This is a genomic window from Streptomyces boncukensis, from assembly GCF_011045075.1.
GTDB classification, from domain to species: domain Bacteria; phylum Actinomycetota; class Actinomycetes; order Streptomycetales; family Streptomycetaceae; genus Streptomyces; species Streptomyces boncukensis.
This window is the reverse complement of the sequence record NZ_JAAKZZ010000184.1, coordinates 1-13,021: the sequence shown is the minus strand read 5'-3', so window position 1 is coordinate 13,021 and position 13,021 is coordinate 1. Positions and strand designations below refer to the sequence as shown.

Annotated in this window: 13 protein-coding genes and 1 pseudogene; 8 read left to right on the top strand and 6 right to left on the bottom strand. The window is 73.2% G+C overall.

The genetic code is table 11. The features are described from left to right. The first annotated feature begins 99 nt into the window (after positions 1 to 99). The 6 genes and pseudogenes from deoC to G5C65_RS18570 all read left to right on the top strand — a co-directional run. Entirely contained in the window at positions 100 to 1,062 is a 963-nt protein-coding gene (gene deoC / locus G5C65_RS18595; RefSeq protein WP_165299985.1) for a deoxyribose-phosphate aldolase, read from the top strand. Between the two features lie 5 nt (positions 1,063 to 1,067). After that, complete coding sequence (locus G5C65_RS18590; protein ID WP_165299984.1) at positions 1,068 to 2,501, top strand: aldehyde dehydrogenase family protein; 1,434 nt, start codon at positions 1,068 to 1,070, stop codon at positions 2,499 to 2,501. Continuing rightward, a complete protein-coding gene (locus G5C65_RS18585) occupies positions 2,494 to 3,372 on the top strand; it encodes an aldehyde dehydrogenase family protein (RefSeq protein ID WP_165299983.1) in 879 nt (292 codons plus the stop codon). Before G5C65_RS18590 ends, G5C65_RS18585 begins: the two co-directional genes overlap by 8 nt. A gap of 211 nt (positions 3,373 to 3,583) precedes the next feature. Continuing rightward, positions 3,584 to 4,462, top strand: coding sequence for a helix-turn-helix domain-containing protein (locus G5C65_RS18580; protein WP_165299982.1), 879 nt, complete (start codon positions 3,584 to 3,586; stop codon positions 4,460 to 4,462). Between the two features lie 12 nt (positions 4,463 to 4,474). Beyond that, positions 4,475 to 4,675 (top strand): DUF397 domain-containing protein, encoded by a 201-nt coding sequence (locus tag G5C65_RS18575; RefSeq protein WP_165299981.1) that lies wholly within the window; start codon positions 4,475 to 4,477, stop codon positions 4,673 to 4,675. A gap of 114 nt (positions 4,676 to 4,789) precedes the next feature. After that, positions 4,790 to 5,854 (top strand): annotated as a pseudogene (locus G5C65_RS18570) (glycoside hydrolase family 43 protein); the annotation flags it as partial. A 48-nt stretch (positions 5,855 to 5,902) separates the two neighbouring features. Here G5C65_RS18570 and G5C65_RS18565 read toward each other — a convergent pair. The 4 genes from G5C65_RS18565 to G5C65_RS18550 form a co-directional block, all read right to left on the bottom strand. Continuing rightward, positions 5,903 to 6,553 (bottom strand): response regulator, encoded by a 651-nt coding sequence (locus G5C65_RS18565; protein WP_165299987.1) that lies wholly within the window; start codon positions 6,551 to 6,553, stop codon positions 5,903 to 5,905. A gap of 20 nt (positions 6,554 to 6,573) precedes the next feature. Then, entirely contained in the window at positions 6,574 to 7,812 is a 1,239-nt protein-coding gene (locus G5C65_RS18560; protein WP_165299980.1) for a sensor histidine kinase, read from the bottom strand. 43 nt (positions 7,813 to 7,855) lie between these two features. Continuing rightward, positions 7,856 to 8,437: a sensor domain-containing protein gene (locus tag G5C65_RS18555; protein WP_165299979.1), complete on the bottom strand. Its 582-nt coding sequence runs from the start codon at positions 8,435 to 8,437 to the stop codon at positions 7,856 to 7,858. A gap of 76 nt (positions 8,438 to 8,513) precedes the next feature. Next, a complete protein-coding gene (locus tag G5C65_RS18550; protein WP_165299978.1) occupies positions 8,514 to 9,164 on the bottom strand; it encodes a winged helix-turn-helix transcriptional regulator in 651 nt (216 codons plus the stop codon). Positions 9,165 to 9,244: 80 nt separating this feature from the next. Here G5C65_RS18550 and G5C65_RS18545 point away from each other — a divergent pair, with 80 nt between their 5' ends. Beyond that, positions 9,245 to 10,456, top strand: a complete 1,212-nt coding sequence (locus G5C65_RS18545) for a pyridoxal phosphate-dependent aminotransferase (protein ID WP_165299977.1) — start codon at positions 9,245 to 9,247, stop codon at positions 10,454 to 10,456. A 10-nt stretch (positions 10,457 to 10,466) separates the two neighbouring features. Here the strand turns inward: G5C65_RS18545 and G5C65_RS18540 are convergent, their stop codons facing one another. Both G5C65_RS18540 and G5C65_RS18535 read right to left on the bottom strand, forming a co-directional pair. After that, a complete protein-coding gene (locus G5C65_RS18540; RefSeq protein WP_165299976.1) occupies positions 10,467 to 11,072 on the bottom strand; it encodes an MBL fold metallo-hydrolase in 606 nt (201 codons plus the stop codon). Then, positions 11,072 to 12,154 carry an S-(hydroxymethyl)mycothiol dehydrogenase gene (locus G5C65_RS18535; RefSeq protein WP_165299975.1) on the bottom strand — a complete coding sequence of 361 codons (1,083 nt, stop codon included), beginning with the start codon at positions 12,152 to 12,154 and terminating at the stop codon, positions 11,072 to 11,074. Before G5C65_RS18535 ends, G5C65_RS18540 begins: the two co-directional genes overlap by 1 nt. 114 nt (positions 12,155 to 12,268) lie before the next feature. Between G5C65_RS18535 and G5C65_RS18530 the strand changes: the two genes are divergently transcribed. Continuing rightward, complete coding sequence (locus G5C65_RS18530; RefSeq protein WP_338146513.1) at positions 12,269 to 12,904, top strand: uridine kinase family protein; 636 nt, start codon at positions 12,269 to 12,271, stop codon at positions 12,902 to 12,904. Positions 12,905 to 13,021 lie beyond the last annotated feature (117 nt).

Below are 13,021 nucleotides of genomic sequence, written 5' to 3'. Positions count from 1 at the left end.
GTTCCGGGGGCGGTGCCGGGACCGGGGCCGGCTTCGGCACCTGCCGCCGCCCCGCTAGTGACACGCGGCTACGCGCGTAGATATGGTGCCCTGGTGAGCATGCCTACCACTGCGGCCCCCCGTGGACCGGTGCCGTCCGATGTCGTGACGTCCGACGCCGCGCTCCGCCGCTATCTGCACGGGTTGCCCGGCGTCGACGCGGTCGGGCTGGAGGCCCGGGCCGCCGGGCTCGGGACCCGGTCCATCAAGACGACGGCCAAGGCGTACGCCATCGATCTCGCCATCTCGATGATCGATCTGACCACCCTCGAAGGCGCCGACACCCCCGGCAAGGTCCGCGCGCTGTGCGCGAAGGGGCGGCACCCGGATCCCACCGACCCCTCGGCGCCCCGGGTCGCGGCGATCTGCGTGTACCCGGACATGGCCGCCGTCGCCCGGGAGGCGCTCGGCGCGGGCAGCGGGATCGCTGTCGCCTCCGTCGCCACCGCGTTCCCCGCCGGGCGCGCCGGGCTCGACGTCAAGCTCGCGGACACCCGGGAGGCCGTCGCCGCCGGGGCCGACGAGATCGACATGGTGATCGACCGGGGCGCGTTCCTCACGGGCCGGTATCTCCAGGTGTACGAGGAGATCCGGCAGGTGAAGGACGCCTGCGGCGCTGCCCACCTCAAGGTGATCTTCGAGAACGGCGAGCTGGCGACGTACGACAACATCCGCCGCGCCTCCTGGCTGGCGATGCTCGCCGGCGCCGACTTCATCAAGACCTCGACCGGCAAGGTCGCCGTCAGCGCCACTCCGCCGAACACCCTGCTCATGCTGGAGGCCGTCCGGGACTTCCGCACCGCCACCGGCCGGCAGGTCGGCGTCAAGCCCGCCGGCGGCATCCGTACGGCCAAGGACGCGCTGAAGTACCTGGTGATGGTGAACGAGACGCTGGGCGACGACTGGCTGAGCCCGGACTGGTTCAGGTTCGGCGCCTCCAGCCTGCTCAACGACCTGCTGATGCAGCGGCAGAAGCTGGCCACCGGACGCTACTCCGGGCCCGACTACGTGACGGTGGACTGATACCCATGGCTCTGTTCGAGTACGCCCCCGCGCCGGAGTCGCGCGCGGTCGTGGACATCGCCCCGGCCTACGGGCTGTTCATCGACGGCGCGTTCCGCGAGGCGGGCTCCGGCACGACGTTCAAGACGCTCTCCCCTGCCACCGAGGAGGTGCTGTCCGAGGTCGCGTACGCGGACGCCGCCGACGTCGACGCGGCGGTGCGCGCGGCCCGTGCGGCCTTCCCGGCGTGGGCCGCGCTGCCGGGCGCCGAGCGTGCGAAGTACCTCTTCCGGATCGCCCGGATCCTCCAGGAGCGCTCGCGCGAGCTGGCGGTGCTGGAGACGCTGGACAACGGCAAGCCGATCCGCGAGACCCGGGACGCCGACCTGCCGCTGGTCGCCGCGCACTTCTTCTACTACGCGGGGTGGGCGGACAAGCTCAACCACGCGGGGTACGGCCCCGACCCGCGCCCGCTCGGCGTCGCGGCCCAGGTCATCCCCTGGAACTTCCCCCTCCTGATGCTGGCCTGGAAGATCGCCCCGGCGCTCGCCACCGGCAACGCGGTGGTGCTCAAGCCCGCCGAGACCACGCCGCTGTCCGCGCTCTTCTTCGCGGACGTCTGCCGCCAGGCGGGGCTGCCGGGCGGCGTCGTCAACATCGTCACCGGCGACGGCGCGACGGGCGCCGAGCTGGTGGCCCACCCGGACGTGGACAAGGTGGCGTTCACCGGCTCGACGGCCGTCGGCAAGGAGATCGCCCGCACCGTCGCGGGCACCCGCAAGAAGCTCACCCTGGAGCTGGGCGGCAAGGGCGCCAACATCGTCTTCGACGACGCCCCGCTCGACCAGGCCGTCGAGGGCATCGTGAACGGGATCTTCTTCAACCAGGGCCAGGTGTGCTGCGCGGGCTCCCGGCTGCTGGTCCAGGAGTCGGTGCGGGACGAGCTGCTGGACGCGCTCAAGCGGCGGCTGGCCACCCTCCGCGTCGGCGACCCGCTGGACAAGAACACCGACGTCGGCGCCATCAACTCCGCCGAGCAGCTCGCCCGGATCACCGAGCTGGCCGAGGCGGGCGAGGCGGAGGGCGCCGAGCGCTGGTCGCCGCCGTGCGAGCTCCCCCCGGACGGCTACTGGTTCGCGCCGACGCTGTTCACCAACGTCACCCAGGCGCACCGGATCGCCCGCGAGGAAATCTTCGGGCCCGTGCTGTCGGTGCTGACGTTCCGCACGCCGGACGAGGCCGTGGCCAAGGCCAACAACACCCCGTACGGGCTCTCCGCCGGGGTCTGGACGGAGAAGGGCTCGCGGATCCTGCGGATGGCGAACGAGCTGCGCGCCGGGATCGTCTGGGCCAACACCTTCAACAAGTTCGACCCGGCCTCGCCCTTCGGCGGCTACAAGGAGTCGGGATACGGCCGCGAGGGCGGCCGCCACGGTCTGGAGGCGTACCTGAATGTCTGAGCCACGCTTGTCCGTCCTCAAGACCTACAAGCTGTACGTCGGGGGCAGGTTCCCGCGGAGCGAGAGCGGCAGGGTGTACGAGGTGACCGACGGAGAGCGGAACTGGCTGGCCAACGCGCCGCTGGCGTCCCGCAAGGACGCGCGGGACGCGGTGGCGGCGGCCCGCAAGGGCTTCGGCGGCTGGTCCGGCGCCACGGCGTACAACCGGGGCCAGGTGCTCTACCGGGTCGCGGAGATGCTCCAGGGGCGGCGCGAGCAGTTCGCCGCCGAGGTCGCGGCGGGCGAGGGGCTGTCGAAGGCGGCGTCCCGCGCGCAGGTGGACGCCGCGGTCGACCGCTGGGTGTGGTACGCGGGCTGGTCGGACAAGGTCGCGCAGGTGGCGGGCGGCGCCAACCCGGTCGCCGGGCCGTTCTTCAACCTCTCGACCCCGGAGCCGACGGGTGTGGTGGCCGTGCTCGCGCCGCAGGAGTCCTCCCTGCTGGGCCTGGTGTCCGTGCTCGCGCCGGTCCTCGCCACCGGGAACACGGCGGTGGTCGCCGCCAGCGAGCGGGCTCCGCTCCCGGCGCTCTCCCTCGCCGAGGTGCTGGCCACCTCGGACGTCCCGGGCGGGGTCGTCAACATCCTGTCCGGCCGCACGGCGGAGCTCGCCCGGCCGCTCGCGGCGCACCAGGACGTCAACGCGATCGACCTCGCGGGCGCGGCCGGCGAGGCGGAGCTGGCGCGCGAGCTGGAGAGCGCGGCCGCGGACAACCTCAAGCGGGTGGTACGGCCCCCGGACTCCGCCGGCGCCGGCTGGACGGCCGACCCGGGGACGGACCGGCTGCTGGCCTTCGTGGAGACGAAGACGGTCTGGCACCCGGTCGGGGCCTGAGCCGCCCGGCCGGGCCGTACCGGCGGGTCCTGCCGGGTGGCTGGTCGCGCAGTTCCCCGCGCCCCTTCGGGGCACGATCGCCATTCCTCGCCAACCTCCCGAAATACGCAGGTGATACCGGTACGCCCATAGATCACCCAGGCCACACCATCGGGTGATTCCAGCCAGAAGTCATGGACACAACGTATGCACCTGTGTGGGAAGTTGACCCATGGGACTGCGTGCGAATCCAAGCCAGCGCCAGCGGAGACTCGGCGAGGAGCTCCGCAGGATGCGCGAGGCCAGCGGCCGTAAGCGTGAGGACGTCTGCCGCCATGTCGGCCTGCACAAGCCGCACTTGAGCCATATCGAGGCGGGGCGCACCGCGTGCTCGGAGGCCCGGCTGCGGGCGCTTCTCGGCTACTACGGTTGCACCGATGAAACCGTGGTGGATGCGCTGGTGGCGATGGCCCGGTCCAGCGGAAAGGGCTGGTGGAGCGCGTACCGCGAGCTGACCCAGGACCGCCTGCGCGATCTGGCCGAGTTGGAGTCCACCGCCACCGCCCACCGGACCTTCCAGTGGATGTACGTTCCCGGGCTGCTGCAGACCCGGGACTACGTCGCCGAGCTGTTCGGCAACAACGATCCCCCGGTGCCCGCCGAGGACGCGGCCCGGTTCACCGACTTCCGGGTGCTGCGCCAGCAGTGCCTGTTCACGGACCCGCCGCCGCGCTTCCACGCCGTCGTCCACGAGGCGGCGTTCCATATGCACTTCGTCAGCCGCAAGGTGCGCCGCGAACAGCTGGAGTACCTCGTCGAGGCGGCCCAGCTGCCCCATATCACCATCCAGCTGCTTCCCTTCCGGGCCGAGACGCCCCCGAGTACGCCCGGGGCGCCGTTCTCCATCCTGGACGGCCGCGTCCCGCAGTTGCGCACCGTCTATGTCGAGCACCCGCTGTCCTCCGCCTTCCTGGGCGAGCCCGAGCGGATCCAGGCGTTCTCCCAGGCGTTCAACCGGCTGACCATGGTCGCCCTCGACCCGCTGGACCCCGCCCAGCTGCACAGCGGCAGCTCGTACCGCATGGTGCAGCACCTGCTCTACATCCTGTAGGGAGGGGGAGGCATGCCGGATCCCGGCTGGCAGAAGTCCAGCTTCAGCGGCGGTGAGCCGAACACCGAGTGCGTCGAGCTGGCCCGCGGCGGGACGGGCGCCCGCGTCACCCTGTTCCTGCGGGAGAGCGAGCACCCCGACGCCGTCCTCGTCGGCAGTACGGCCGCGTTCCGGGCGCTGCTCATACGGCTGAAGGCGGTGCGGGCGCCCTAGGAGGCGTCCCGACGGCCCCGGAAGCCGAAAGTTTTCGGCCGCAACCGCCCGTTGCCCGGCCGCACCTCCCGCGCGGACGCTCGACTCGTCGTCCCCGCCCCGAGGAGGAACCCCGTGCGCCACCGCCTCTCGCGCCTGCGCGCCACCGCGCTGCTCGCATCCGCCGTACTCCTCCTCGGCGCCGCCGCGGCCGGGCCCGCCGGCGGGGCGAGCGACACCGGGAGCGGCAGCCGGCAGGAAGCCTACGCGGGCTACCTCTTCACCTACTTCACCGGCGAGGGCTCCGCCGACGGGGAGCAGATCCGGCTCGCGCTCAGCGACGGCAACGACCCCCTCCGCTACCGCGAGCTGAACGGCGGCGCCCCCGTCCTCACCTCCGACGTCGGCGAGAGGGGCGTGCGCGACCCGTATGTCATCCGCGCGCCCGGGGGCGACACGTTCTACCTCATCGCCACCGACCTGAGGATGTACGGCAACGGCGACTGGGACCAGGCGCAGCGCACCGGCAGCAAGTCGCTGGTGGTGTGGGAGTCCACCGACCTGGTGCACTGGTCCGACGCGCGGCTCGCCCGCGTCGCCCCGGACACGGCGGGCAACACCTGGGCGCCCGAGGCGTACTACGACGAGGACCGCGGCACCTTCGTCGTCTTCTGGGCCTCCAAGCTCTACGCCGAGGACGACCCGGACCACACGGGCACCACCTACAACCGCATGATGTACGCGACCACCGACGACTTCCGCACCTTCAGCGGGGCCGGGGTCTGGAACGACCCCGGCTACTCGGTGATCGACTCGACGCTCGCCAAGGACGGCGACACCTACTACCGCTTCACCAAGGACGAGCGCGGCACCGGACCCGACGCGCCGTGCGGGAAGTTCATCACCGAGGAGAAGTCCGCCGACATCCTCGACCCCGACTACACCCACGTCGCGGACTGCATCGGCCAGGGCGCCGTCGACCGGGGCGAGGGGCCGGCCGTGTTCAAGTCGAACACCGAGGACAAGTGGTATCTGCTCGTCGACGAGTTCGGCGGCCGGGGCTACGTCCCGTTCGAGACCACCGACCTCGGCTCCGGCAACTGGACGCCGTCCTCCGGCTACGCGCTGCCCGCGCACCCCCGGCACGGCTCGGTGCTGCCGGTGACCCGCGAGGAGTACAACCGGCTGGCGGGGCGCTTCGGGGTCCGGCGGTGAGGCGGCGGCGTACCCGGGCGCCGGGGCCGGAGCTCACCCGGCCACGTCCAGGTAGCGCAGCACCGCCAGCACCCGGCGGTGGTCGCTGCCGGTGGGCGGCAGGTCCAGCTTGGCGAAGATGTTCGCCACATGCTTCTCGACGGCGCGCTCGGAGACCACGAAGCGCTCGGCGATGGCGCTGTTCGTCCGCCCCTCCGCCATCAGCGCGAGCACCTCGCGCTCCCGCGGGGTGAGCGCGTCGAGCGCGGAGGCGCGGCGACTGGCGCCGAACAGCCGTGCGACGACCGCCGGGTCCAGCGCCGTGCCGCCCGCCGCCACCCGCTCCAGCGCCGCCACGAACTCCCCCAGGTCGACGACGCGCTCCTTGAGCAGATAGCCGACGCCCGCGCCGCCGTCGCCGACCAGCTCCGCCGCGTACGCCGTCTCCACATGCTGGGAGAAGATCAGCACTCCGGTGCCCGGGTGGGTGCGGCGGATCGCCACGGCGGCGCGCAGCCCCTCGTCGGTCTGGGTCGGCGGCAGCCGGATGTCGACGACGGCGGCGTCCGGGCGGTGCTCGGCCACGGCGGCCAGCAGCTCCTCGGCGTCGCCCACCGCCGCGCTCACTTCCACACCGCGCATCGCGAGCAGCTGGACGAGCCCGTCGCGCAGCAGCACCGAGTCCTCGGCGATGACCACGTTCAGGGGACCGGGCACGGCACCTCTCAGGACCTGAAGGGCAGGGTGACGGTCACCACCGTAGGCCCACCCGGCGGGCTGTCGCAGGTCAGGGTGGCGTCCATGGTGCGCGCCCGGTCCAGCAGGCCGCGCAGCCCGCTGCCGGCGCCCACCGCAGCGCCCCCGCGCCCGTCGTCGCGCACGGCGAGCCGCAGCACGCCGTCCTCCGCCCGCAGCTCGACCTGTGCCGCGGTCGCGCCGCTGTGCTTGAGGACGTTGCCGAGCAGCTCCGCGGCGCAGAAGTACACCAGGGACTCCACGGCCGGCGCCGGGCGGCGCGGCAGCTCCACCGTGACGGTGACCGGGAGCGCGGTGTCGGCCGCGAGGGTGCGCAGCGCGGTGGCCAGGCCCTGGTCGAGGACCGGCGGATGAATGCCCCGGACGAGGTCGCGCAGCTCGGCGACGGCGTGTTTCGCGTTGTCCTGCGCCTGGCTGACGACGGTGCCCAGCCGGTCCCGTCCGGCGTCCGCGGCGAGCAGCTCCTGGAGCATCGTCAGCTGCATCCCGAGGCCGACGAGGCGGGCCTGGGTGCCGTCGTGCAGATCGCGCTCGATACGGCGCAGCGTGGTGGCGGCGTCGTCCACGGCGTGGGCCCGGGTCTCCTCCAGCGCCCGGATGCGCCGCTCGGCCGCGCTCGGCCCGAGCAGCGCGCGCAGCAGCATCCGGTGCGGCGCGAGGGCGTGCCGCAGCAGCCAGGGGCTGCCCGCCAGCAGCACCGCGCCCGCCAGGACGACGGCGAGCCAGCGGGGCCAGCTGTCCAGCTGGACGCCCGCGATCTGGAGCGAGATATGCCGGACCGCTCCGGTCTCCGGGTCCCGCTCCGTGTGGTAGTTCCACCGCTTGAGCAGCGGATGGAGCAGGAAGAGGACGCCGTAGGCGTACCCGAAGAACGCGGTGGCGAACGGGACGAGCGCCGTCGCGGGCGCCAGCAGCGCGCACCCGACAGCCCGCCACCCGGCGCGGTCCCGCAGCGCGGGCCGCCGCCGCGGGGGCGGTTCGATATGCAGCCCGATCAGCCGCCGGGCGAGGGCCCGCTGCACGGCGCCCAGCGCGAGGGCGCCCCGCACCACCAGCCCCAGCAGCCACGGTCCGATGGCCGTCACCGAGAGCGCGACGGCGAGGGCGAGCGCGGCGAGCAGCAGGACGAAGGAGACCAGGGCGAGGGGCAGCGCCAGCAGGGCGTAGAGGAGGGCGGACAGTGCGGGCACTACACGTGAGGGGCGCATCGTGGTCGACTCCAGATTCCGGGCACCCGAACCGGGCGGAAGCCTACAGCTGGTGCACGACCGGGACGCACAGCACCGCGCAGACCGCCGACACGCCCAGCGCGAGCCCGACCGTGCGCCCCAGCCCGGCCTGCCCGGTGCTCAGGAAGCCCGCGACCAGCCGGGCCTGCAGCGCGCTGAAGCCCCGTACCACCCACGGGGTCAGCAGCAGGAACCCCAGGCCGCCGACGCCCGCGTGCAGCGCCCAGGCCCCGGCGAGCGAGGGCCCGCCCCAGGAGTTCTCGGTGTCGAGGCCGGGGCGGAGCGGATAGCCGAGGTTCATGGCGACAATCGACCACAGGTAGAACGTGACGACGGCCGCCGCCAGGTTCACCGGCACGGTGAGCACCGCGTGCGCGAAGGCCAGCGCCCCGGTGCGCGGGCGCTGGGCCCGCGGCCCCTCCGGCCCTCCGCCGCCGAGCAGCCGTCCGGCGAGCGCGAGCTGGATCCGCCCGGCGGAGCGCGGCGCGACCAGGCCGAGCGGGATGCAGAGCAGCCCGGTGGGCACGGCGAGCAGGAGGTAGGCGGTCCGCTTCCAGGTGTCGCGCGCGAAGGGCTGGGTGAGTGTCGTCGTCGCCAGGGTCATGTCTCCAGGCTGCGGCGCGGCCCGGCCCGGATCGATCGTGGCAGTACGGAAGCCGGGGGTTCGGATAACCGAACCCTCACCCCTCCCGCAGGGCCCGTGCGACGGCGCCCTCGCCGCGCACCCGTACGACGCCGGAGCGCACGCCCTCCGCCGGGCGCAGGGCCGCGGTCCACTCCCCCGGGTCCCACTCCACCTCGGCGTCCGCGCCCTCCGGCGCCGGGCCCTCGCCGTAGACGGCGGCGCCGGAGGCGGGGTCCGTCTCGCCGAGCCGGATGTGGAAGTGCCCCTCCGGGAGCGTCACGTCCACGACGCCGTCCGCCGCGACGGCGCGCCAGGCGTCCCGCATCGGCAGCGCCCACCAGTGCGCGCGCTGGGCGTCGGTCTCGCGCGGCTCGCCCAGTTCGGGCGTTCCCCAGCGGGCCAGCGCGGCGAGCACGGGCAGGAGCCCGCGTCCGCGCGCGGTCAGCTCGTACACCCGGGCCGCTGCGGCGCGTGCCAGCGGGCGGCGGGCGACGAGGCCCTCGCTCTCCATGTGCTTGAGCCGGGCGGCGAGCACGTCGGTGCTGACCCCGGGGAGATCGGCGTGCAGGTCCGTGTAGCGGCGCGGCCCGGCGAGCAGTTCGCGGACGATCAGCAGCGTCCAGCGGTCGCCCACGGAGTCGAGGGCGCGGGCTGTCGCGCAGAACTGGTCATAGCTGCGCCGGGATCGGCTGGGAGTGCTCGGCATGGTGGGATTCTAAACCCTGAGTTGGACTTTCCAAGTGGCGACTTGGTAGAACCAAGTAAGCACTGAGAAGGGTGGGCCGTATGGAGTTCCGGCAGTCGAGCAAGCTCAGCGAGGTCTGCTACGAGATCCGGGGACCGGTGATCGAGCAGGCCGACGCGCTGGAGGAGGCGGGGCACAGCGTGTTGCGCCTGAACACCGGCAACCCCGCGCTGTTCGGTTTCGAGGCGCCCGAGAGCATTCTGCAGGACATGGTGCGGATGCTCCCGCAGGCGCACGGCTACACCGAGTCGCGCGGCATCCTCCCGGCCCGCCGCGCCGTCGCGCAGCACTACCAGCAGCGCGGCTTCCCGGACGCGGACGTGGACGACATCTACCTCGGCAACGGCGTCTCGGAGCTGGTCTCCATGGCCGTCCAGGCGCTGGTGGACGACGGCGACGAGGTGCTCGTCCCGGCGCCGGACTTCCCGCTGTGGACCGCCGTCACCACCATGGCGGGCGGCACCGCGGTGCACTACCGGTGCGACGAGCAGGCGGGCTGGCTGCCCGACCTCGACGACATGGCCGCGAAGATCAACCACCGCACCAAGGCCGTCGTCGTCATCAGCCCGAACAACCCCACCGGCGCCGTCTATCCGCGCGAGCTGCTGGAGGACATCCTCGACCTCGCCCGGCGCCACGGGCTGATGGTGTTCTCCGACGAGATCTACGACAAGATCCTCTACGACGGCGCCGAGCACCACCATGTGGGCGCCCTGGCGCCGGACCTGGTCTGCCTCACCTTCTCCGGGCTGTCCAAGGCGTACCGCGTCGCGGGGTTCCGCTCCGGGTGGCTGCTGGTGTCCGGCCCCAAGCAGCACGCGAAGAGCTATCTGGAGGGCCTGGGCATGCTCGCGTCCATGCGGCTGTGCCCGAACGCGCCCGCCCAGCACGCCATCCAGGCCGCGCTGGGCGGGCGGCAGAGCATCGAGGACCTCGTCCTGCCCGGCGGGCGGCTGCACGACCAGCGGGACACCGCCTGGGAGCGGCTCAACGAGATCCCCGGAGTCTCCTGCGTCAAGCCGAAGGGGGCGCTGTACGCCTTCCCCCGGCTCGACCCCGAGGTGCACCGGATCCACGACGACGAGCGGTTCGTGCTGGACCTGCTGCTGCGGGAGAAGATCCAGGTGGTCCAGGGGACGGGCTTCAACTGGCCGTCCCCCGACCACTTCCGGATCCTCACCCTGCCGCGCGCCGACGACCTGGACGCGGCCATCTCCCGCATCGGCCGCTTCCTGGAGGGCTACCGCCAGTAACGCGGACCCCCTACACGTTCGCCTGCTCGGCCCCGATGGTCGTGGTGGGCCCGTGCCCCGTGCGTACCACCGTCTCCGGCGGGAGGACGAGCAGCCGCTCCCGGATCGAGCGCACGATCGTGGGGTGGTCGGAGAAGGAGCGGCCCGTCGCGCCCGGCCCGCCCTCGAAGAGGGTGTCGCCGGAGAAGACGGTGCCCAGGGACTCGGCGTGGAAGCAGACGGCGCCCGGCGCGTGGCCCGGGGTGTGCAGCACCCGCAGGGTCACGCCCGCGACCGTCACCTCCTGCCCGTCGGCCAGCTCGCCGTCCGGGGCGCGCTCGGGGTGGGTCATCTTCCACAGCGGCAGGTCGTCGGGGTGCAGCAGCACCGGCGCACCGGTCAGCCCGGACAGCTCCGGGGCCGCGTCCACATGGTCGTTGTGCGCGTGGGTGCACAGGACGGCCCGCAGGCTGCGGCCGCCCAGCGCCTGAGCGATGGCCCGCGCGTCGTGCGCGGCGTCGATGACGACGGCCTCCGTGTCGTCGCCGACGATCCACACGTTGTTGTCGACGTCCCAGGTGCCGCCGTCCAGGCTGAAGGTGCCGGAGGTGACGAGGTGGTCGATACGGGCGGCCATCACAGCACCACCACCGAACGCAGCACGTCGCCGCCGTTCATCCGCTCGAACGCCTTCTCGACCTCGTCCAGCGCGATCGTCTCGGTGACGAACGTGCCGAGGTCCAGCCGCCCCTGCAGATGCAGATCCACCAGCATCGGGAAGTCCCGGGACGGCAGGCAGTCGCCGTACCAGGAGGACTTGAGCGCGCCGCCCCGCCCGAAGACGTCCAGCAGCGGCAGCTCCAGCCGCATCTCGGGGGTGGGGACGCCGACCAGGACGACGGTTCCGGCCAGATCCCGGGCGTAGAACGCCTGCTCGTACGTCTCCGGGCGGCCCACCGCCTCGATGACGACATCGGCCCCGAAGCCGCCGGTCAGCTCGCGGATCGCGGCGACCGGGTCGGCGGTGCGGGAGTTGACGGTGTGGGTGGCGCCCATCTTCTCGGCAGTGGTGAGCTTGCGGTCGTCCACATCCACCGCGATGATCTTCGCCGCGCCCGCGAGCCGCGCGCCCGCGATGGCCGCGTCGCCGACGCCGCCGCAGCCGATCACCGCGACGGTGTCCCCGCGCCCCACCTGCCCGGTGTTGATCGCCGCGCCGATCCCGGCCATCACCCCGCAGCCCAGCAGCCCGGCGGTGGCCGGGGAGACGGACGGGTCCACCTTGGTGCACTGGCCCGCGGCCACCAGCGTCTTCTCCGCGAAGGCGCCGATGCCGAGCGCGGGCGACAGCTCGGTGCCCTCCCAGGTCATCTTCTGGCGCGCGTTGTGCGTATCGAAGCAGTACCAGGGCCGGCCGCGCGCACAGGCGCGGCAGCGCCCGCACACGGCGCGCCAGTTGAGCACCACGAAGTCGCCCGGCGCCACCTCCTCGACGCCCTCGCCGACCGCCTCGACGACGCCCGCCGCCTCGTGGCCGAGCAGGAAGGGGAACTCGTCGTTGATCCCGCCCTGCTTGTAGTGCAGATCGGTGTGGCACACGCCGCACGCCTGCACCTTCACCACGGCCTCACCCGGCCCGGGGTCCGGAACGAGGATCGTCTCGACCCGCACGGGTTCGTTCTTGCCTGGGGCAATGACGCCCCGCACTTCCTGGGCCATACGATCGGCCTCCTCTCCGTCGGGTCCCTCCACGCGACCGACCATTCTCCCTGCCCAGCGGCCGGAGGGCGAGGCGATGACAGACAATGGTCTCTCGTGACCGACTCCAGCGACATCGTCCCCGACAGCTTCCGGGAGCAGACCCCCGGCATAGCCGCCCCGGCCCGCGTCGTCCTGCTCACCGGACCCTCCGGCTCCGGGAAGTCCCGGCTCGCGGCCCGTACGGGGCTGCCCGTGCTCCGCCTCGACGACTTCTACAAGGAGGGCGGCGACCCCACGCTGCCCACCGTCGGGGGCGCCCCCGGCGCCGACGTCGACTGGGACTCGCCGCGCTCCTGGGACGCCGACGCCGCCGTGCGCGCGGTGCGGGAGCTGTGCGCGGAGGGCCGGACGACCGCGCCGCGCTACGACATCGCCGCCAGCGCCCGCGTCGGCGAGGAGACGGTACGCCTCGACGGCGCGCCGCTGTTCGTCGCGGAGGGGATCTTCGCGGCGCATATCGCCGCGCGCTGCGCGGGGCTGGGGCTGCTGGCGGACGCGATCTGCCTGCGCGGGCGCCCGTTCACCACGTTCCGGCGGCGGCTGCTGCGCGACGTCCGCGAGGCCCGCAAGCCGCTGCCGTTCCTGCTGCGGCGCGGGTGGCGGCTGATGCGTACGGAGGACGCCATCGTGGCCGGGCACGTCGCGCTGGGCGCCCGTCCGTGCACGAAAGGCGAGACCCGCGCCGCGATAGCGGGCCTCGCCGGGTAGGCCCCGCGCCCCTTCCGGGCGCAGAGGACGAGAGGTGCACCGTCCGCACACACAGGAGAGCGGTTCCAGTCAGACCCCCCGGCCGACTGGAACCGCTCGTTCCCCCCTGCTCCCCCC

Bases quoted from the DNA above. Each gene is read 5' to 3' on its own strand.
- deoC (WP_165299985.1), top strand. From the start codon at position 100: ATGCCTACCACTGCGGCCCCCCGTGGACCGGTGCCGTCCGATGTCGTG.
- G5C65_RS18590 (WP_165299984.1), top strand. From the start codon at position 1,068: ATGGCTCTGTTCGAGTACGCCCCCGCGCCGGAGTCGCGCGCGGTCGTG.
- G5C65_RS18585 (WP_165299983.1), top strand. From the start codon at position 2,494: ATGTCTGAGCCACGCTTGTCCGTCCTCAAGACCTACAAGCTGTACGTC.
- G5C65_RS18580 (WP_165299982.1), top strand. From the start codon at position 3,584: ATGGGACTGCGTGCGAATCCAAGCCAGCGCCAGCGGAGACTCGGCGAG.
- G5C65_RS18575 (WP_165299981.1), top strand. From the start codon at position 4,475: ATGCCGGATCCCGGCTGGCAGAAGTCCAGCTTCAGCGGCGGTGAGCCG.
- G5C65_RS18560 (WP_165299980.1), bottom strand. From the start codon at position 7,812: ATGCGCCCCTCACGTGTAGTGCCCGCACTGTCCGCCCTCCTCTACGCC.
- G5C65_RS18555 (WP_165299979.1), bottom strand. From the start codon at position 8,437: ATGACCCTGGCGACGACGACACTCACCCAGCCCTTCGCGCGCGACACC.
- G5C65_RS18550 (WP_165299978.1), bottom strand. From the start codon at position 9,164: ATGCCGAGCACTCCCAGCCGATCCCGGCGCAGCTATGACCAGTTCTGC.
- G5C65_RS18545 (WP_165299977.1), top strand. From the start codon at position 9,245: ATGGAGTTCCGGCAGTCGAGCAAGCTCAGCGAGGTCTGCTACGAGATC.
- G5C65_RS18540 (WP_165299976.1), bottom strand. From the start codon at position 11,072: ATGGCCGCCCGTATCGACCACCTCGTCACCTCCGGCACCTTCAGCCTG.
- G5C65_RS18535 (WP_165299975.1), bottom strand. From the start codon at position 12,154: ATGGCCCAGGAAGTGCGGGGCGTCATTGCCCCAGGCAAGAACGAACCC.